The sequence below is a fragment of the Shewanella indica genome (assembly GCF_002836975.1).
Taxonomy (GTDB): domain Bacteria; phylum Pseudomonadota; class Gammaproteobacteria; order Enterobacterales; family Shewanellaceae; genus Shewanella; species Shewanella indica.
The window spans coordinates 32029-52527 of the sequence record NZ_NIJK01000025.1; the positions used below are offsets into that span (position 1 = coordinate 32029).

The window sequence follows — 20499 nt, forward strand, 5'->3', positions numbered from 1 at the left end:
CGGCCGCAAGCCTTGAGCGCCCAAGGCGCAGTCGCACTACAGCATCACTGGGCCTTGAAGCCTATCCTAAATCCCCCCCAGTGTTTGCCCTTAACATAAATGGGCACAGAGAGATCGTGCATCACCTCGCCCGTATCACGCTTATAGGTCTGCAGCAGCACCGGCTCTGTGTGCTGGCCGCAGCGGATCCCAGTTGGGTCGTTGAACAATCTCTTGGTGCGGTTTTGCAGCATATCCCGCTCCCTATCACCAGTCAGCGGCTGGCAAAAACGCTGATTGTGAGTCGGAAAGTAGCCCTTCTTATCGACCGCTCCGGCGTAAATCACCTCCCGGTGACGCTCCAGTATCGGTTCCTGCAAGGCCGGAAAGTGCTTGTCGGTAAAACCGTCAAAGGCGGTGTTGTATTTGGGTGGCTCTGTCGCTGCTATCGGCCGATATTGCGGCGAAAACAACTGCTGCTCAGTAAACTTGCCTTCCGCCAACCCTTGCTCCAACGCCTGGCCGCAAGCCTTGGCGGCCTGCTGCGCTTCTTTGAGAATAAGCTGATCGAAACTGCCGGTATCCCAATGCGAAAGCGCCCGGAACATTCCCTCTGTGGTCTGCGACAGCCCAAAGGCCTGACGGGAGATCTGCTCACTGCGACGACCTGTATCTGTCAGCGACTCGCTGATATGGGTAATGGCATTGGAAATATCCGCCGTAGTGCCGCGATATTCACGCAACGCGGCCTCAATCTGCTCCAACGCCTGCGCCGAATCCTCGACACCCGAAGCGATACTGTCAAACCTCTGCTCCAGTGAATTCATGGCATCCACGGCGCCGGCGGTTTGGCTAACCACCTGATTCATTAGCTGTGAGGTGCCGTCGGTCAGCTCTCTAATCTGCGTCAACATGGCGGCAATGTTCTGGGTAGCCTCTGCGGTCTTGGCCGCCAGACTGCGCACTTCATCGGCCACCACGGCAAAGCCTCTACCCGCCTCTCCGGCCCTGGCGGCTTCAATGGCGGCATTGAGCGCCAACAGATTGGTCTGGGCGGCAACACTGTCAATCACTTCGGTGATTTTGCCTATGGCATCGGCCTGCGCCTTGAGTTGTCCCACGCCGGAGGCGGCCTTGTCGACATCCAGGCTCAAGGCTTCAACCGCACGAAAACCACTGGCGGCATACTGGCGCCCTTCGATGCTGACACTGCGGGATGCCTGTGCCTGATCGAGCACCACTTCGGCGTGTTCACTCAAGACCACGGTAGTATGACTCAGCTGATTGGCAGCCACGGCAATTTGCCCGGCTTGCTGACCGCTGGAGTCCAGAGTGAACTTGAGTTGGTCAACAAAGTGAGACACTTCGGCAGCGCCGATAGCGATACGGCTTGCATCCCGGCCCAGTTGCTGCGCCGCCTTTTCATCACCTGCACCCTCACCGGATGTCTGCTTGGCGCCTTGGGCCACAGGGCGGGAAGCCCAGCGCAGCGCCAATACAGGGCCTATAAGCGCAAGACTCCATCCAAGCAGTGAAAGCAATAGATTGTCGGCACTTAAAGCCAGCTGAGCGCAACCCAGCGCCAGCGCACCGAGCAGCAACCCCGCCAGCATAGGCAAAATACGGTTTTCCTCAGACATGCAGCCTCCCTTCCTATCCTTATTGTTGGTTTGTGCCAAACAAGGGATCCTTGAGTTTTTCAGCATAACCCAAAGCACGGCGCTCTGCCGAATTGGACATAAGTCTATAGTGAGGCAATGAGATTCTGCGGCCGGAGACGGTAAGCATGATCAGGCGTGGCTTCACACTGCCGGCAGCCCAGCGGGCGGACAGGTGCATTTAGTGCGGGAAAGCTGCTAGAATCTGCCACTCTTTTTCAACGCATTGATGAGACATTGCAAAGATGGGCAGAGCATATCAAAACCGCAAGGAATCCATGGCCAAGACGGCCGCACAGAAGACCAAGGTCTACTCCCGTTACGGTAAAGAGATCTACGTGTGTGCCAAGGGTGGCGGTGTCGATCCCGACGGTAACCTGGCACTGCGGCGCCTGATTGAACGCGCCAAGAAAGATCAGGTACCGGCACACGTTATTGACCGGGCTATCGACAAGGCCAAAGGTGGTGGCGGTGAAGACTATGATACTGCCCGCTATGAAGGTTTCGGCCCGGGTAACTGCATGGTGATTGTCGACTGTCTGACCGACAACGGCAAGCGCACCTTCACCGAGGTTCGTCAGGCCTTTGTGAAGAATGATGCCAAGCTGGGTGGTCCAGGCACTGTGGCCCACATGTTCGATCACCAGGCGGTATTTGTCTTCCCCGGTGAAGATGATGAAGTGGTGCTCGAGGCCCTGATGATGGCCGATGTCGATGTTGCCAATGTCGAGTTGGAAGACGGCATGATCAGTGTCTACGCCCCCAACACCGAATTCTACAAGGCCAAGACGGCATTGCTGGAAGCCTTCCCCGAAGTCAACTTTGAGATGGAAGAGATCACTTTCGTACCACAGAACATGGTGGAAGTGTCCGGTGAAGATGTCGCCCAGTTCGACAAGTTTATTGCCGCACTGGAAGACTGTGATGACGTGCAAAATGTCTATCACAACGCCGAGATCATCGAATAAGACCAAGGCTTTGAAACATAAAAAGGGACCAGATGGTCCCTTTTTATTTCTACGTAAATGTTAATGCACTTGAATTAACGCAGTTCCATTTCCTGGATAATCTCGTGGGCAATTTCCGGGGTGGTCACCTCGGGTTTTTCATGAAGATCGGCCTTGAGTTGCCCCTTTCTGTGCTTGAGCGCCGCTTCCAGTTTTTTGCCTGCTTCGGCGATGGCCGGATACATGACTTCGTTCTTGCCGGAGGCCGCGACTGCCACCCCCTCGTAATTGGTTCGAATATCAACCTGATGTACGCCATGCTCTTTGGCAATGATGATGTCCAAGCCTAACAGGCTGGGGAAATGCTTGGCGATTTTGGAAAACTTCTCTTCGATATGGCTACGTACTGCTGCTGTGACTTCAACATGATGACCTGAAAGCTGAATTTTCATAGGTTTTCCTTTTTTCTGCTGATTCACTTATAGAGCTTGGGGCTTTCAGCGTAAAACACAAGGGCCAATGTTCAAATAAAGCTCGATCAGTGCCTCATTCTGCTCTTGTATGGTCAAAATTAATCCAGAGTTCATCTTGTTCCCTGTTTAGTGCTGTTTTTATCGCCGGTTATTGGCCTGTTTTAATTCAGTTCAGTATTTCCAGCCCCTTCTGTATCAAGTCAACTGCCGGTTCGATACAGGCGTTATTTACAGGTAAAACACGAATGGTAATGTTTATCATTAATTATTATTAAGCTAGAATCAGCGCATCTGTTTCCCTTGGTGGTCAATGACTATCCGCAGCAATCATGAAATCTCTATCTCTGTTACAGTTTCCCAGGCGCTATCCCCAAGCCCTGACCATTATCAGCCGGGCGCTGGCATCTATTGTTGGCGGTTATCTTATCGCGTCTTTGGCCTGTGCCCTGTTGGCTGTGAGCCTGCCTATGAGCCGTATCGACAGTACAGTGAGTGCCATGATGCTGTCTTTTCTGATCTACGCCATGGTGGTTATCAGGGTATTTTGCGTCAAACGCAGTTTGCGGGCCTGGCAAGAACTCCTGCTGCTGGCAGCCGCCTTGTTTGGCATGCTGAAACTGCTGGGGGTTTGAGATGAAAGACAGTTTTTTCCGAACCATGACCTGGCTCCACACCTGGGTGGGTCTGCTGGTATGTTGGGTGCTGCTACTGGTGTTTTTTGCCGGAACCCTGAGCTACTATCGCCATGAAATCAGCCTGTGGAATCAGCCCGAGCTGCACAAGGAGGTGTTCCAATCCTACGATAACACCCGCCTTGCTGAGCAATTGAGTCAGGGCGAGGATTATCTCAGGCAGAATGCGGTCAACGCCCAGCGCTGGCTGATTGAATTCCCCACAGAGCGCCACCCCATGTTGAGTTATGGCTGGCAACAGCCGCCGGAGCCGGGGCAGCGCCGCGGCGCCTTCAGTGAACATCTAGTCAAGGCCGATAACAGCGGCTATGTGACTGAAGTGCGGGAGAGCCGCGGCGGCAACTTCTTTTACCGCCTGCATTTCGATCTGCACTATATCTCTGCCATCACGGCACGCTGGATTGTCGGTTTCTGCACCATGTTTATGTTGCTGGCGATCATCTCAGGAATAGTGATCCATAAGCGCATCTTCAAGGACTTTTTCAGCTTCCGTCCCGGCAAGGGTAGCCGTTCCTGGCTCGATGCCCATAATGTCAGCTCGGTACTGGCGCTGCCGTTCCATCTGATGATCACTTATACCGGGCTTATCACCCTGATGATCATCTATATGCCTTGGGGCATATTGGTCAACTATGACAGTGACCGCCGGGAATTTATCAATGAAGCCCGTCCCGGCAGCAGCTTTACCCGCATAGCTGCCGCCAATGAAGCCGCGCCTCAATTGCCACTGGCAAGCTTCCTGCCCAAGGTGCAGCAAACCTTTGCCGAACTGCCGCTCAAGTCGGTGTCAGTGATCAACCCGGATGATGCCAACAGCCGGGTCATGGTCACTTTCAACACAGGCGAGCAGGTCACAGAACGGGAGCTGTTTATAGTGTTCAGCGGTACTGATGGCGAGCTTCTCTACAGCGCGGACAATGACATCAGCGCCGCCAAGGCGACTCACGACGCCATGATGTCCTTGCACACAGCCCGTTTCTCCGGCCCCGCACTGCGGGGGCTCTTCTTCCTTCTGGGGCTGAGCGGCTGCGTGATGATAGCCAGCGGCACCTTGATGTGGGCGGTAAAGATTCGCCAGAAACAACAAAAAGCCATCAGTCAGGGCGCCAAGCCCAGCCTGGGTCTGCGCCTGGTGGAAACGCTGAACCTGATGTTTATCCTCGGTCTGCCCCTGGGTACAGTGGCCTTTTTTTATGCCAATCGCCTGCTGCCTGCCTCTTTGCCTGGCCGCAGTCAATGGGAGGTTCACAGCTTCTTTATTCTGCTGCTGATCAGCGGCTTGCTGGCTATCTGGCGCAGAGACAGAGCCATGTGGCGCGCTCAACTGGCGGCGCTGACAGCTGCACTCGCGTTCTTGCCGCTGCTGAACGCCCTGACCTCGCCAGCCAACCTGCTGAGCAACCTCGCGGCCGGTCAGTGGCAATTGGCGGGATTTGATCTGCTGGCGCTGGCCTTCGCAGCCCTTGGCTTATTTGCCTTCAAGCGTTTGGGGAGGCAGCCAATGAAACAAACGGCCAAGGCCCAAAAACTTCAGGCGGTGCGCGGATGATGATTGCACTTATTGCGTTGACTTATCTCGCCTTTGGCCTGCTGGCCATGTCCATGTTTGGTCATTTCCGTGAGGCCATGGGGCGCGCTCCCAAAACTCTGGAAAGCCGCCTGCTGTATGCGGGCGGTTGGTTGGCCCTGCTGGCAAGCTTTGTGCTTTGTGGCATGGGGTATGGCTGGGGTTATGGCAGCATACTGTTTTTCGGCCTGATGACGCTGGCTGCCCTACCTGTGGTTTTGCAGCTCAGCTATCTCGGTCGCAGTCTGCCTAAAGCGCTTATGTTGGCGCCGGTTGTTTTTGTTGTGGGTTGGTTTATCTAACCAATTTTGGCTCAAACTCTGCCATGAAAAAGCGCTGCAACTGCAGCGCTTTTTAGTGCGTATCTCAAAATAGATCCAGCAATCAGCGAGGATTTTTAGGGCTCTTACAGCCTTTGCCCTTACAACCACCAGTGTCACCGCCACCGCCGGTACCACCGCCTGAGCAACCGTTGGCGGTCAGGTAATCCACTGCATCCTTGGCCTGCACCAGACCATAACCTGTCTCATCATCACGGCCGACAGCACCGAGATCTTCGGCGGTGGCACGCAATGCCGCACGAATGTCACTGTTACTGCACTGAGGGAAATGACTCCACACCAAGGCCGCAACCCCGGCCACATGAGGTGTCGCCATCGAAGTGCCGTCGAAGTATGCATAGTTACCCGCGCCGATATCAACGCTGGCATTGCTGCCCACGGCCGCCAACATGGCCGCACCATCGGTATCACTCACACCCACAGACGGAATGGCGGTAACCACCTCCCCCAGAGTCCCGTTCAAGGCACCCGGCTCATTGTTGTAGATAATGGCCGCAACACCGCCACCGTTTTCACAGGCGAGCACTTTATCGGAGAAAGCGATATTACCACGTTGAATTAAGCACACCTTACCAGCGGCATCACATGGACTCTCACCTGTGCCACAGTCAGCCAGAGTACCGGCAGCGCTGCCGGTGGGTGAGCCTTCCATACCTATGGCTTCGTAACCATTGCCGGCCACTGAGGCCGCAGCCACCAACGCAGTGCCCATAGGCACGGAGGAAAGCACGCCGACCCCCGGGCCGGAGAGTTCAACTTGACTGGTACGCTGTGAGAAATCCGCATGCTGCTTGTTGGCATCCACTGCGGCGACCGACACCACAGAATTATAAGATGCCGGATAAGAGTGGCGGGTATTGCCGTCGTTACCTGCGGCGGCGATACTCAGAATGCCGCGGCTGTCGGCGGCAGCAAAAGCGCTGTCCTCGGTGCGGCTCTTCCTACTGCCACCCAGGCTCATGTTAATCACCTTGGCGCCGGCCTGCTCACACTTGTCCAGCGCGGCAACCAGGCTGGATGAATAGCCCCAACCATCGGCATTGAATACCTTGATAATGTGCAAGTTAAGATTGCCATTGGGGTTTACGCCCACCACACCAACCCCATTGTTGAGTGCGGCAATCGTCCCGGCCACATGGGTACCATGATGGTTTTCATCTGTGTACCAGTTGCCGGTACCCGGATCATTAGTGCCATCAACATTGTTGCCCGATAGATCTTCATGAGCCAACTGGTAACCCGAATCTATGATGCAGACCTTCATATTACCGGTCTGGGCGTCACTGAGTTGGTCGGCCTGCACCATGGGAATACCGTAAGGGACTATCTGTGAAAGCGGGAAACGCTTCACATCCGCTTCGACATATTCCACATTGGGATTGTTGGCAAGGCCCTTGAGAGCCTGAGCCGGGATAGAAAAAGCGGCGGCGTTGTGGGCCGACAGATCCAGCTCCATTTTGGCACCCATGGCCTTCATCTGCGCCATAGTGCTGGGGCCTTTCCCCTCCTTGAACTTGACTATGTAGCGCTCGTTATCTGCAGCCTGTGCACCGACGCACAGCGCCAAAGTCACCGCTGCTGCGAGGGGCTTGTAAAATGCCTGCATAATGTTCTCCTGCAATTTGTTTTTGGTCTGCATTTCGATTCATCTCGAAATATTATTTTTATTAACAATTGAAACAAAGTGTTTACACACTATGTTGTTATAGCGCTGCAAGACTTCAGATGCAAGACTAAAGTAGGTGGAATGACCAAAGAGATCAGACTAAAGAATTAGAAGTAAAAAATTAAAAATAACAAATTAAATCAACCAAATAAAACAACAAAATTATTGAAAACACCCAAAACAAATAAGCCAAATGGAATCGTGATGACCTGTGGCAGACAAGGGTTTGGCAAATAGGCTATAGTGGCCGCTACTTTGCAAACCGTCTCAAGGAGCATCCAATTGAGTTTTCATCTGACCGTATCCTGGCAAACCAGCCCGGCGCCCGAGGGAGAGTTCAATCGAGATCATCAAATAGACTTTGGTACTGGCCAACAGCTGCTGGCGTCAGCAGCCCCCGAATACAAAGGCAATGAGGCCAAGGTCAACCCGGAAGAGAGTCTGCTGGCAGCATTGTCGTCCTGCCATATGCTGACCTTCCTGACCATAGCTCACTTGAAGCGCTTACCGGTCGAGAGCTACCGGGATAACTCCACCGCAGAAATCGGCAAGAAGGAGTCTGGCAAAATTGCCGTGACCCGTATGAGCCTCAACCCTGAAGTCACTTTTGCCGAAGGCACTGAGATAGATAGGGAAACACTGGAAAAGATCCACGAAAAGGCACATGCCAACTGCTTTATCGCCAACTCACTGGCGGCAGATACCGAAGTGGAAATCAATTTCTGAGCAATAAAAACGGGTGTCACCGGCCTGGGAACCACTTGGCCGATAACACCCTAACACCTGAACAGGGGATGCCAAATGCATCCCCTGTTTTTTATCGCTGCATGCTTACTTAATATCGTCCGCTTCACCCTTGGGAGGCATGGGGCGAGCATTCAATGCCGGTATCGGCTCGCGAACCAGTTCATCCTTGAGATAACTGATAGCCCGCTCAAGCTGAGCATCTTTGCCTTTGAAGGTTGCCAGAGGCAGATTGTCGACCTCGATATCCGGGCTGACACCGCGGCCTTCAAGCACCCAGCGGCCATCGATAGCATACTGAGGATATTCAGCAACCCGCGCCATGCCCCGGTCGGTGAGGCTGTTGCGGCCCGAAAGCCACACCCCGGCGCCCGCCGTCTGTTTACCCACCAAGGGCGCCAATCCCAGTGCCTTTATGCCGGCGGAGAAGGTTTCACCATCGGAGTAGGTCAACTGATCTGTCAGCACCACCAGGTGGCCGCGGAACGTCTGCTGCATGTTGACATAAGGCGCGCCTGTTGTAGGTTGCCAGAAGGCCCAGGCCTTACGCAGCAGCTTTTCGATAATCCAGCTGTCGATATTACCGCCACGATTGCGGCGCACATCGATAACCAGACCATCCTTGTCGTAGTTGGCGTAAAACTCGCGGGCAAAGCTCTCAATATCACCACTGCCCATGGCATACAGATGCAGATAACCTATCTTGCCGTCGCTGGCCTTGGCCACCTTATCGGCATTGGCATTGACCCAATCGAGATACCTGAGTTTGGCGTTGTCACGGTTGCTGATCGCCTGCACTATTACCTTGTGCTGTTTGCTGCCGCGCTTGAGTCCCAAAAGCACCTGTTTGTCGGCCTGATTACGCAGCATAGAGGTGAGCTGCGCCAGGGTAGCCAATTTCCGGCCATTGATATGGGTGATGATGTCGCCATCACGGACATCGACCCCGGGGCGCGCCAGCGGTGAGGCCTGCATCGGCAGTTCAGGGTCGGTGCGATAGATATGGCTGACCTTGACACCATCTTTCACCTGACTCAGACGTGCTCCCAGCTCGGCGGCCTTGGGCATATCGGGATCCTTGGCAAAGTCACCGCCGCGCACTTGCGAGTGCAGCGCATCCAGTTCACCCATCATCTGAGTGAAGATATCATTCAGCTCATGTCTGTCGGTGAGCCGGTCCAGCAATGGCTGATATTTGGCCTTGGCGGCTTGCCAATCGACCCCGCGCATCTTGTTGTCGAAAAAAGAGTCTCTGTGCATCAGCCAGGCATCTTCAAAGATCTGCTGCCACTCCTGACGCGGTTGAATGGCGAGTTGCCACTGGGATGTTTGCACCACGGCATTGCTGAGATCGCCCGGCAGTTGGTCACCCACTGGCACTATCACCATCTCTTTGGGATTGCTCTGCTTCCGCAGCAATACCTTGCTCTGATCGGCCGAGAGTTGATAATCGCGCACATCATCTGCGAATGTTTCCAACTTGGGACTCAAAGGGTCAAACTTCACCAGCTTGAGCGCCGACTGTTTGCCTGTGATATCGCTATCTAGCAGATAGAACCCAGAGTCCAGCACCTGCAGTTTCTGGTAGTTACCCGCCTCGATGGGGACTTGCCACAGCCGCGACTTCAGGCCTTGCCAATCCACTTTCAGCTTATCGTCAGCGGCCTTTTCATCACCGGCAGCAACGCCTTGCAGCTCGTTGGGACGCTGGAATGGGAAACGGGCATCCTGACTCAATGCCAGGGCAAATATTTGGCTACGCTTGTCAAATACGGGGCCCATGTTGCGATCGCCCCAGGGCGAAGAAGGAGTGGCCTGGAACTCACGGTTTGACAGGAAATAGAGCCACTGACCATCCGGGCTGAAGCTGGGCGAAAAAGACTCGTACTTGTCGCTGGTCAGCATCTCGCCCTTGGCGGATTCCAGTGAGTAAAGCATCACTTGGCTGCGCTGGGCACCGACTTCCGAGCGAGTCAAAGCCAGGAAGCGGCTATCCGGCGACCAACGGATATCGGCATAGGGGCCAAGACCTTCGTTGTTGGTCACTATCTTCTTATTACTGCCGTCTTTGAGATCCAGCAGCCACAAATTACCGGCATAATCATCATGGGCCAAATAACGACCATTGGGCGACAGCTCCAGGCTCATTCTCAATGTGTTGCCATCTTGGGTCAGCTGCTTGGCGCCAGCGCTGCCATCGGCGGGATAACGCCAGATCTCTTGCTCACCGGAAGCATCCGAGATGGCATAGACCCAACGGCCGTCATGACTCATCAGTGCGTTGCGCATTCTATGCTTGCCGTCCGAGTCCAGCTCTACCAGGCGGGAACCATCTGTAGTCGCCAGCGCCACATGGCTGCGGGCAGTGATGACCACCTTGTCTCCTGCCGGGGCCAGCCTGGCACTGGTGGCAAAATCGAGCGGATCGTTAACCCAATGTTCACGCCGCTCGGGGAAGTCTGAGGCCAGACGCAGATCCAGCTTCTGCTCCTGCCCGGAAGCCAGGTCCCACAGGTGAATATCGGCACCCAGCTGGAACACTATGCGGCCGCCGTCCAGATAGGGGCTACGCACTTCGAAATCACGATATTGAGTCAACTGTTTAAGATCTGAGCCATCGCTGGCCATAGACCAGATGTTGGCGTTGCCATCGGCATCCGAGACAAAATAGACCCGCCCCTGCCACAGCATGGGATGACGCAGCGAGCCCTGATGCTCTTTGGCCAGCCGCACGGCCTCTTTGTCCTGCCCCAGTTGATAACGCCACAGTTCGCCCATGGCGCCGCCGCGGTACACCTTGGCATTATCCCCTGTGGTTTGCAGCCCAAAGCGGCTGAAGTAGACATACTCACCTTCTGGGTCAACCACGCCTTCTATGGCATCGGCCAGCGGCAGATCGCGGGTTGTCAAAGTATCCGGGTTTACCGAACGCAGCACCCAGTAGTTCGCCGGCCCCTGGGCATTGTCTGTGGCATAGAGAATTTCGCCATTTGCGGTCCAGCCCTGCAGCCGAACCTGGCTGTTTTCGAAACTGACGCGCTTGGCAAGCCCACCACTCATGGGGATCACATAGACTTCCTGGGCACCATCATAGTTGGCGGTAAACGCCAGCGATTTTCCATCGGCAGAGATCTTGGCATTCAGCTCTTCGGCCGGCAGGCTGGTCAAACGGGCAGCTTTCTCCTGCCCGAGTGTCTGAGTCCAGATATCCCCTTCGGCAGTAAACACCAGGGTGTTGTCATGAATCGCGGGCGAACGGTAATAGCCCTGACCCGCTTCTGCGGCATAGGCGGCTGCACTGCCCAAAGTTCCCAATGCCAGCATACAGCAGGCCACGGAGTGACGAAGTTTCATCAATGCCTCTATTCTCTGTTATTAATCAGTTAACGCGGTTTTACGAGCCCAACAAGTTAGCAGAGAAAGCGGCGGGATTCAGCTGTTGCCGACGACAGAAGTTTTAGCAAATGTGTCGGCAGGCATACTGAAAAATCAAACTGATAGCGGCCAGCCGTGGGTAATTTTGCTCAAGGATTCATTCACATCGAACAGCCTGATGCGTATGTTGTGGGCGCCCATGGCCGCCACTCGTTGTGAGTGCATGCAGGCGTAAGCTTCGGCGCTGGCTTCATCTTCAAACAGATAGATGCCACCGGCCTCGCCGCTGCGTGGATTTTCAGTCCAGATTTTCGCAATGAAACCTGGCTCCCGGGTAATGGACTCGGCCAGAGGCTTGGCCTGCTCTGTCAGGGCATCGCCCATCATTTCGGCGGGAAATTCAAAATCGATTTGCAATAGAGTGGTCATTCAACCCTCCCCCTTGGTTTGCGGATTAATGTCAGGGAAGATGCAAACAAGTGATTGGCCTTGAATGCCTGTCACTGTTAATGCTGCTCTCTTGGAAGATAGCAGCATGAGAACCTTCCTTATGAAATCATAAAACTGCTGCGCGTTCGCTACAAGGAGGCACAAATTGGTGGCATAGTTACCCTAAAGTAACTTGCGCCCAGCCTTATGACACTCAATCAGCAAGCCCCTCTCTGCCCGGCCTATCAGGTTCTGCGGCTGATCTGCGGCAAATGGAAACCCGCCATTCTGTTCCTGCTGCAACAGCAGCCACAGCGCTTCAGCTACCTGAAACGGCATCTGCCCGGTGTCAGTCAAAAAGTGCTGACCGCTCAGCTAAAGGAGCTGGAGCAAGACGGCGTACTCACCCGTACTCTCTACCCTGAAGTGCCACCCAGAGTCGACTATCGTCTCAGCGTGCTTGGAATGGCACTGTTGCCGCTGCTGGAGCAGATGCACCTTTTTGCCGAGCAAAACGCCGACTTGCTGACGGGAAAGCCCCAATGAAACCTGTGCCCTGGCTCGATGGCATGAAGCGCTGGCATTTTGCCTTGGCCACGCTTTTATTGTTCGGTATTGAAGTATTGATAGCCCGCTACGCCCCGACCGGCTTCATCCGCGGGTTTATCGGCGATCTGCTGGTAGTAATACTGATGTTTTGCGCCCTTAAAACCGTGAGCCCCTGGGCAAGTCGGCTGCTGCTTCCCTTGGTGCTGGCATTTGCCTTCGCCATAGAGTTTGGTCAGGCCTTTGGCTTGGTGGATAAGCTGGGGCTGGGCCATATTCGCCTGGCACGAATCGTTATCGGCAGCCACTTTGACTGGCTGGATCTGCTGGCATACAGCCTGGGGTGTTTGCTGTTACTCCCGGGCTCCCTGGCGTTATCTTTCCCGGGGAAGAGACAAGCTCAAAGTGCCCGGGAATAACCCCTGAAATAAAACTCAGTTTCGGTACTTAACCCCGGCTTAGGCCAATATCAGCACCACCTGGGCAGCATTGGGACTGAGAATTACCCGCTAAGTCGGGCTAAAAGACCGGGAGCAGGTTGGCAGCTGCCCCCGTGGATTTGACGGTTCAAAAAGGCGGTTTAAAAATCACGGCTCAAAATAAGCTTAAACCTTGTAACGCCCGCTAGCGGGTCAGGCGGTTTATCAACGCCTGATGCTGAGGGAAACGCTCAAGCAGTTCATCACGGCCGAACAGCTTGAAGTCATCGAAGGTAAAGCCAGGTGCCACCATACAACCTACCAGCGAATAGCCCGGATTATTCATTGCCGAACCAAAAATAGTACCTTTGGGCACCAAGACCTGTGGCCGCTCACCTTTGGCCAAGTCCATCCCGAGTTGCGCCTCGGTCAGCTCACCCTGCTCGGAGAGCATATAGATGGTCAGCGACTCACCGCTGTGGAAATACCACATCTCATCGGCCGTCAGTTGATGCAGGTGGGACACTTCACCCGTCTTGAGCATAAAGTAGATGCTGGTCCACAGGTTACGGCTATCATCAAACCGGCTGTCCGAAACGAATGAACGACCGAAATACCCGCCCTCAACATGGGGCTCAAGCTCGAGTGCCTGGATAACATCATCGGCGGTCAACATAAAAAACTCCTGTTATTAAAATGAGGGCAGGCTCCCTGCCCTGTGATGGATTGAAACTGACTGACTTCCCGGTAACTTTTTTTAAGCCCAGTAACTCTCTTTAAACTCAGTCACTCTCTTTTAAGCTCAATCTTTCGTCTCAGTGATTCTCTTTGACTTCGAGACTCTGCTCGAGACGCTCAAGCAAGGCTTGCCAGCGCTCGCTCTGCTCGCGATTAAGCGCTTGCGCATTCTCGGGCGCCGTAGCCTGATGGATAAAGGACTGCTGCTTCAGTTGCTGCTGGGCCGCTTCTTTCACCAGAGCCGCTTCATTTGGGCTCAAGGCCTTGGCTAAAGCATCCGGCAGCGTCAGTTGATAATCTGCAACTATGCCTCGTACCAGCACTGCCGCCTGCTCAAGTTCACCGGCTTCGATGGTACTTGTCAGCAGATCCAATCGGCCGTCGATATCACTTGGCTGCGCGGCCAGAGCTTGCTGCTGCCTGGAGGCCATTCCCGCTCTTTGCTGCACACTCTGTTCTGCCACGGCGCGATTCTTGGCAGCAGCGCTTTCTTGAAGAAGCATATCCTGTTGCTGAACAGCCTGTTCCTGAGGTGCCGCTCGCTTAGCGGCCATTGGCTGCGGCGCCGATGCATTTCGCAGTTCGGGATTCAGAATAAACAACCCTGCCACCAGCATCACAGAAGCCGCTGCGGATAGGCCATATCTGTGCTTTTGCCAGAAACCGGGCGCCGGACGGATCACCTCTGGCGCTTGACAGCAGTTGTCCCTCGCCTGCTGCAGAATTTGCTGATCCAGGGCCAGAGGCGGCTGCTCGACAGCACCTTCACGATAGAGCGCATCTATCTGCGACTCTGGTGTGGCAGCATCATCGCGTTTGTTCTCTGTCATTCAATGCTCTCCTGGGTCTTGCGCCCCAAACAGTCACGCAGGCTCTGATAGGCATAACGTATCCGGCTCTTGGTGGCCTCCAGCGTCGCCCCGACAACTTCACTGATCAGTTGCGCCGTCAGCCCGGACTCCTGATTCAGCAAAAAGGCTTCCTTCTGCACCTGGGGCAAGAGACCAATGCACTCCTTGAGCCAGGCGACCTGACGACTTCGCTGCAGTTCGCTATCCGGCTCAGCGGTTTGTGGGCCCAGCAGATTGGCCTGCGCATCCGGCTCATCCTCATCTATGCTGAGGCTGTCGACCGGTTTAACCGCCCGCACATGGTCAATCAGCAGGTTGTGAGCTATCCGGTACAGCCAGGTAGTAAACTTGGCGCTGGGTTGATAGCTCTGCGCCGCCTTGATCACCCGGCTCCAGGTTTCCTGATACAAGTCTTCAGCCAAGGCCATGTCACTTAACTGACGGACAAAATACCGGTAGAGTCCGCCCTTGTGTTTAAGATAGAGGCGCTCAAAAGCTTGGGCATCCCCGGCGGCATAAGCCAGCATCCAGGTCTCATCCTCTCCACTTGGCATTCCCGTCTGCCTTTGCTGTTCCAAATTCTCTCTCCTGACCGGCAGCTTAATTGGTTATTGGGATGAGAGTTTGCCTCTACACCATTGGGCTGTAAAGCCCGCTGGCGCGACTCTGGATCTCAGTTTTGCCTACGCCCCTGTTCCAGTGGTTTAAATCCGTCGGCCGGCATAGGTTCAAACATAGCTTCGGACACAGATTCGGCTCTGGTTTTATCTGCCACGACTTTGCGTCCGGGCTTAAGCGCGCCTTGCCCGGCCAACAGCGCGGCGCTGCGAGCCAGGCTGACAAACTCATGTCGATAACCGTATGGGTCTTCGCCCTTGGCCGAATCGGCAAGCTCGGCGACCCGGCGCCAGTCAAAGTCATGCAGATACACTGAGCCGTTAAGCAGTTGCCCAAGCCCGGCTACCGCCGCGGCGAAACGCAGATCATCACTGGCGAGCGCAAGCGACTTGTGGGCAGAATCCAGGCGAATGCCGTGAGTATAAAGCTGGCTCTTGCTGTCTTTGCTACTCTCACTCAAGGGCGGTTTGGCTCGCAGTTTCAGATAGCCAAGCTCTTCACGGCTGTATTTTTCCTTGCCGCTGACAGGGTCGCGACCATAGCGCAATGCATCGTTGGCCAGGTTATGTGAATCCGTAAGGCTGAGCTCATACAGGGCCGTCACCGCATGTCCGGCGCCCATTTCGGCGGCGTCGACCTTATCATTGTTGAAATCCTCCCGCTTGAGGGCGCGGTTTTCATAGCCGATGAGGCGATACTCGGCCACCAGCGCCGGGTTGAACTCGAGCTGCACTTTGACATCCGACGCTATGGTCAGCAGGGTACCGCTACGCTGCTCCACCAGAATTTTACGGGCCTCGCTCAAGGTATCGATATAAGCGTATTGGCCATTACCCTTATCCGCCAACTGCTCCAACATACTGTCGCGGTAGTTGCCTAGGCCAACCCCCAGAGTCGTCAGGCCAATCCCCTGCTGCTTTTGTTGTTCAACCAGTGCCAGCAGCTCCTGCCTGCTGGTCAGACCCACATTGAAGTCGCCATCGGTGGCCAGCAGAACCCGATTTACCCCGCCACTGATAAAGTGCTTGCGGGCCAAACGGTAAGCTGTTTGGATGCCTTCGCCGCCATTGGTGCCGCCGGCGGCCTTAAGCTCAGCCAAAGCGGCGTCTAGGCTCTCTTTATCGGCACCATTGATACCGTCCAGTACGACGCCGGCCTCACCGGCATAGACAACTATCGACACCTTGTCCTCAGAGGTGAGCGTATCGCTGAGCATTTTGATGGCCGATTTCAGCAGCGGCAACTTGTCCTGCGATGACATGGAGCCGGAAACATCCATTAAGAACACCAGGTTGGCGGCGCCTATCTGACTGGCAGGCACTTCATAACCCTTAAGCCCGATACGCAACAGCATCTTGCCTTCATTGTAAGGCGACGGTGCCAGCTCAGTACTGATGGAGAAAGGCTCGCCTTTGTCCGGCTGTGGGTAGTTGTAGTCGAAATAGTTAATCAATTCCTCGACTCTCACTGTGCCCTTGGCTGGCAATGCTCCCAGGTTGATACTGCGCCGCATCAGGCTGTAACTGCCACTGTCCACATCGACGGAAAAGGTCGATAACGGTGTTTCGCCCGCCACCATGATGCCGTTGGCGATATACACCTCCGAGCCATTGGCAAGCACAGTGGCGCTGGGATAATTCACATCCGCCAGAGTCAATTCAGCAGGCACGCTCAAGCTTCTTGGCTGGACACTCGGCTGGTACAAAGTCCGTGACGATGCAGCGCCGCTGACGGCTAACTTCTGAGCTTGCGCATGGGTTATAGCATTCGCGATATCCCGCCCGGGGTCTTTGCTTGGCAGCACAGTAGTTTCAACCTCAGAGGACTGAGGCTCACTCGCTTGATTGGCTACCTTGGGTGGCTCATGGGACTGCTGTGGCTGACAGGCAGTCAGCCACAAACTGCCAACTAGAATGGCCAACAGGCTAAGATGATATTGGCGCCCAGCAATGGCGGCGCTTTGATTTATCCCCATCTTCCCTTTGGTACTCACCTTGCATTTGCCTGGCAACATTGTCGCCTTCATAACATTTCTCCTTATTCGGCTGTTGTTATTGCAAACGGGCAGCAGAAGCAAAAGGGTTATCGAACCCACAATAAATCTTGCAAATAAGCCAAAGCACTGGTGAATGATGGCTAAGAAACGCCAAGCGACCAAGGCAGATAAAAAGAGAAGAGCAAACGTGAAAAACAGAATTGCTTTCGACCAAACACACTTTTACCCCAAAAAAAAGCTTAAAATTTAGCTTTTGAGTCACACGTCACACAAGGCGGGTTTACAGAAGCCTAAAATAACGGCTCTTTTTTTCCGGCCACAAGCCGGTTCGATTTTCTGGAGCCCTGTCGACGTGCCTCACATAAGCAATTTCAGAACCCAACTTTTTTCTTTGCGCCTAGGCCATGCCCTGCGTGAAGTCATCGCCAAGGAAGGCTATAGTGGTAAACACTTTGGCCAGGATCTGATGGCCGGGGTCACAGTGGGGATCATCGCCATTCCATTGGCTATGGCTTTGGCTATAGCCAGTGGTGTTGCCCCTCAATATGGTCTCTATACCGCTATCATAGGCGGCTTTATCATCGCCCTTACCGGCGGCTCACGCTACTCAATCTCTGGCCCAACCGCGGCCTTTGTGGTGCTGCTTTATCCCATAGCTCAGGAGTTTGGCCTCGCCGGTCTGTTGATGGCGGGGATGATGTCAGGGGGGATTCTGATAGCCATGGCGCTGCTGCGCCTTGGTCGCCTGATCCAATATATTCCCCAGTCGGTGACGCTGGGCTTTACCGCCGGGATAGGGGTAGTCATTGCAGTTCTACAGCTGAAAGACTTCTTCGGCCTCCCGATAGACAGCATGCCGGAGCAGTTTGGTGAAAAGCTGCAGGTACTGGTACTGGCACTGCCACAAACCGATTTTCCCAGCTTAGTGGTCGCATTGGTCACTCTGGCTGTGATGCTGTTGTGGCCAAAACTGAAATTGCCGGTACCGGCGCATCTGCCGGCCATCATTATCGGCAGTCTACTGGCACTGCTGCTCGGCAGCTTTGGGCAAGAGGTAGAAACCATAGGCAGCCGCTTCCATTATCTGCTGCCCGACGGTAGCCAGGGCAATGGTATTCCCCCCTTCCTGCCAAACTTTGAGTGGCCTTGGTTGCAGCCCGGGCCGGATGGTGAACCTCTGGGGCTTTCCTGGCAGATGGTAAAAGCCCTGGCCCCAGCCGCCTTTGCCATCGCCATGTTGGGCGCCATCGAATCCCTGCTGTGCGCCGTAGTGCTCGATGGCATGACAGGTAAGCGTCACAGCGCCAACAGTGAGCTGCTTGGTCAGGGGATAGGTAATATAGTGGCCCCTTTCTTTGGCGGTATCACGGCTACAGCTGCCATCGCCCGCAGCGCGGCCAACGTCAAGGCCGGTGCCTTTAGCCCGGTATCGGCGATTATCCACTCCCTGGTAGTACTCCTGGGGCTGGTGGCGCTGGCCGGCTTACTGTCCTTCCTGCCGATGGCGGCCATGGCGGCCTTATTGCTGGTTGTAGCCTGGAACATGAGCGAAGCTCCCAAGGCCTGGCAACTGCTGAAAACCGCGCCGCGCAGCGATATCTGGGTATTTTTAAGCTGCTTTTTCCTGACGGTAGCGTTCGACATGGTGATCGCCATCTCTTTCGGGATCATGCTGGCGGCCCTGCTGTTTATGAAAGAGATCGCCGAGATGACCCGCCTCTACGATATCAGCCACAATAAACGTTATATTGACCGGCCACTACCGGACGATTGGGTAGTACTTAAGATTAATGGCCCACTGTTTTTTGCCGCGGCGGAGCGCATCTTTGCTGAAATAGCGCAGATGACCCAGGATAAGCAAGTCATAGTGCTCTATATGGATGGGGTGTCCATTCTCGATGCCGGTGGTATGGCGGCGTTGAACAAGCTGATACGCAAATGCCAAAGTAACGATACCCGTTTGCTGGTTGCCGATCTGCAGTTCCAGCCAATCCGGACCCTGGCCAAGGCCAAGGTACAGCCTATCGAAGGTGTGCTCAAGTTCTATCCCACTTTGAGAGAGCTGATTGAAGAACAGGTGCCGCTCAGCATAGATGGTCAAACTAGCGCAGAAACTGCCCAGAGCAAACCGGCGCAATAGCACTATTGATCATTGATTATACCTTCACGCGCCCGGTCTTATCCGGGCGCTCGCTTATCCCGCCAAAGTAATAACCATCGCAAACTACTGACACAATTGTAAGAGATTGGCTATCCCCCCACTTAAGCCAATCTGCTAGTATGCGCGCTGATAAAAAGGGCGTTGATTAAAAAGCACAGGATAAAAAAGGCGCAATATTGAATTGCCGCCGTACATTGCAAAGGACTGGGAATGCAAGCCAAACAAACAAAGCTCTGTAACCTGTTAAAGCTGGTTGCCGGGCTGGGGCTATTCAGCCTGAGCCAACTGGCGCAGGCTAATGAGGATAAAACAGAAGCGGAGATCCGCTGGCAAACACTTAGCCCGATAGCCAACCTGTATCTGAGTCAAGCCAACGCGGAAGACTTCATCGCCCAAGGGGATAATGAAAAAAGCCGCTACAACAACTACGCCGGTGCCCTCGCCTATTACCTAATGGCCACAGAACGCGATAGCAGCAATATCTGGGCGCCCTATCAAGCCGCCGGTACTCTGGCAATGCTGGAACTTAAAGACCAGGCTATCGAAATGCTGCAACTGGCCGACAGCCGCGGCCTGTGGCAACAGATAATGCTTGAGGAAGACGACGAACTTAACGCCATCAGAGACTCGGATGAGTACCGCGCCGTGCTGGAAAAGGTTAAACGTCGTTATCCTCAGCATGCAAAAGATGCCGGTACAGCTTATATCCACCACCCTCATGGGACAGCCCCTGAAGGTGGCTGGCCTGTGCTAGTCTGGTTATCCGGCTATGGCACAGAAGGCAGCAACAGCACCCATATGGCCGAACTGCTGACGAGTGAACGGGCAATATTTATCGGCATCAACGGCACGGAAAAGCTCAATGAGCACAGCTTCCGCTGGGCCACAACAGAAACCGAGTCCAGTCACCGGGCGGTGCAGCAGGCTTTAGCCCTGGCGGCAAAGACCAGCCCTGTCAACAAGCAGAAAGTAGCACTGATGGGCTTTTCCCAGGGTGCCCTTCACAGCGCTCACCTGCTGGCCAAACACCCGAATGATTATGTCGGCGCCCTGCTATTGTCTGCAGGCGGCATGCAAACCGAGCTCAAAACTTCGGCCCCCGCCGGTAAGCGACTGGTCATCTCATACGGCGAACAGGAACACAGCAGTAATCTGGCGCTGGATAAACAGCTGGAACAATTTTTTAGCCTGGATAATCAACTGCAGCTCAAACCGCATCAGGGCGGACATTTCTTTGATGATGCCTGGCAGCAGAAATACCCGGATTATGTCAATTTCGTATTGGAACTCAATTAAGGA

The 20499-nt window shown here is 54.5% G+C and carries 18 protein-coding genes; 9 read left to right on the forward strand and 9 right to left on the reverse strand.

The window, feature by feature from the left end:
* Positions 1 to 44 precede the first annotated feature (44 nt).
* The gene (locus tag CX650_RS06030; protein WP_229800093.1) at positions 45 to 1619 is read right to left on the reverse strand and encodes a methyl-accepting chemotaxis protein; all 1575 of its coding nucleotides are present in this window, start codon (positions 1617 to 1619) and stop codon (positions 45 to 47) included.
* Positions 1620 to 1882: 263 nt separating this feature from the next.
* Between CX650_RS06030 and CX650_RS06040 the strand changes: the two genes are divergently transcribed.
* Positions 1883 to 2605, forward strand: a complete 723-nt coding sequence (locus CX650_RS06040) for a YebC/PmpR family DNA-binding transcriptional regulator (RefSeq protein WP_101095290.1) — start codon at positions 1883 to 1885, stop codon at positions 2603 to 2605.
* A gap of 74 nt (positions 2606 to 2679) precedes the next feature.
* Here CX650_RS06040 and hpf read toward each other — a convergent pair whose 3' ends face one another.
* Positions 2680 to 3036 (reverse strand): ribosome hibernation-promoting factor, HPF/YfiA family, encoded by a 357-nt coding sequence (hpf, locus tag CX650_RS06045; RefSeq protein ID WP_025010928.1) that lies wholly within the window; start codon positions 3034 to 3036, stop codon positions 2680 to 2682.
* A gap of 350 nt (positions 3037 to 3386) precedes the next feature.
* Between hpf and CX650_RS06050 the strand changes: the two genes are divergently transcribed.
* From CX650_RS06050 to CX650_RS06060, 3 genes are read left to right on the forward strand one after another with little or no spacing between them, the layout of a single operon-like run.
* Complete coding sequence (locus CX650_RS06050) at positions 3387 to 3689, forward strand: DUF3649 domain-containing protein (RefSeq protein ID WP_025010929.1); 303 nt, start codon at positions 3387 to 3389, stop codon at positions 3687 to 3689.
* 1 nt (position 3690) lies between these two features.
* Positions 3691 to 5298: a PepSY-associated TM helix domain-containing protein gene (locus CX650_RS06055; RefSeq protein ID WP_101095291.1), complete on the forward strand. Its 1608-nt coding sequence runs from the start codon at positions 3691 to 3693 to the stop codon at positions 5296 to 5298.
* Positions 5295 to 5618, forward strand: a complete 324-nt coding sequence (locus CX650_RS06060; protein ID WP_044734831.1) for a DUF3325 domain-containing protein — start codon at positions 5295 to 5297, stop codon at positions 5616 to 5618. Before CX650_RS06055 ends, CX650_RS06060 begins: the two co-directional genes overlap by 4 nt.
* A gap of 82 nt (positions 5619 to 5700) precedes the next feature.
* Here the strand turns inward: CX650_RS06060 and CX650_RS06065 are convergent, their stop codons facing one another.
* Positions 5701 to 7263, reverse strand: a complete 1563-nt coding sequence (locus CX650_RS06065; protein ID WP_101095313.1) for a S8 family serine peptidase — start codon at positions 7261 to 7263, stop codon at positions 5701 to 5703.
* A gap of 342 nt (positions 7264 to 7605) precedes the next feature.
* Between CX650_RS06065 and CX650_RS06070 the strand changes: the two genes are divergently transcribed.
* Positions 7606 to 8049 (forward strand): OsmC family protein, encoded by a 444-nt coding sequence (locus tag CX650_RS06070; RefSeq protein WP_101095292.1) that lies wholly within the window; start codon positions 7606 to 7608, stop codon positions 8047 to 8049.
* Between the two features lie 105 nt (positions 8050 to 8154).
* Here the strand turns inward: CX650_RS06070 and CX650_RS06075 are convergent, their stop codons facing one another.
* Entirely contained in the window at positions 8155 to 11421 is a 3267-nt protein-coding gene (locus tag CX650_RS06075; RefSeq protein ID WP_101095293.1) for a S41 family peptidase, read from the reverse strand.
* A gap of 135 nt (positions 11422 to 11556) precedes the next feature.
* Complete coding sequence (locus CX650_RS06080; protein ID WP_025010933.1) at positions 11557 to 11871, reverse strand: monooxygenase; 315 nt, start codon at positions 11869 to 11871, stop codon at positions 11557 to 11559.
* A 207-nt stretch (positions 11872 to 12078) separates the two neighbouring features.
* On the opposite strand from CX650_RS06080, the gene CX650_RS06085 reads away from it, so the two are divergent.
* Positions 12079 to 12417, forward strand: a complete 339-nt coding sequence (locus tag CX650_RS06085; protein ID WP_101095294.1) for a winged helix-turn-helix transcriptional regulator — start codon at positions 12079 to 12081, stop codon at positions 12415 to 12417.
* Positions 12414 to 12836 (forward strand): ribosomal maturation YjgA family protein, encoded by a 423-nt coding sequence (locus CX650_RS06090; RefSeq protein ID WP_208622106.1) that lies wholly within the window; start codon positions 12414 to 12416, stop codon positions 12834 to 12836. The genes CX650_RS06085 and CX650_RS06090 overlap by 4 nt, the downstream gene beginning before the upstream one ends.
* Positions 12837 to 13041: 205 nt before the next feature.
* Here CX650_RS06090 and CX650_RS06095 read toward each other — a convergent pair whose 3' ends face one another.
* From CX650_RS06095 to CX650_RS06110, 4 genes are all read right to left on the reverse strand, one after another.
* Complete coding sequence (locus CX650_RS06095; protein WP_101095295.1) at positions 13042 to 13512, reverse strand: cupin domain-containing protein; 471 nt, start codon at positions 13510 to 13512, stop codon at positions 13042 to 13044.
* Between the two features lie 139 nt (positions 13513 to 13651).
* Complete coding sequence (locus CX650_RS06100; RefSeq protein ID WP_101095296.1) at positions 13652 to 14404, reverse strand: hypothetical protein; 753 nt, start codon at positions 14402 to 14404, stop codon at positions 13652 to 13654.
* Entirely contained in the window at positions 14401 to 14979 is a 579-nt protein-coding gene (locus CX650_RS06105; protein ID WP_100145235.1) for a sigma-70 family RNA polymerase sigma factor, read from the reverse strand. Before CX650_RS06105 ends, CX650_RS06100 begins: the two co-directional genes overlap by 4 nt.
* Positions 14980 to 15098: 119 nt before the next feature.
* Entirely contained in the window at positions 15099 to 17069 is a 1971-nt protein-coding gene (locus CX650_RS06110; protein WP_229800091.1) for a vWA domain-containing protein, read from the reverse strand.
* A 322-nt stretch (positions 17070 to 17391) separates the two neighbouring features.
* Between CX650_RS06110 and dauA the strand changes: the two genes are divergently transcribed.
* Together dauA and CX650_RS06120 are read left to right on the forward strand one after the other, a co-directional pair.
* On the forward strand, positions 17392 to 19179 hold the full coding sequence (gene dauA / locus CX650_RS06115) for a C4-dicarboxylic acid transporter DauA (RefSeq protein ID WP_101095297.1): 1788 nt from the start codon (positions 17392 to 17394) through the stop codon (positions 19177 to 19179).
* A 231-nt stretch (positions 19180 to 19410) separates the two neighbouring features.
* Positions 19411 to 20496: an alpha/beta hydrolase gene (locus CX650_RS06120; RefSeq protein WP_101095298.1), complete on the forward strand. Its 1086-nt coding sequence runs from the start codon at positions 19411 to 19413 to the stop codon at positions 20494 to 20496.
* Positions 20497 to 20499 lie beyond the last annotated feature (3 nt).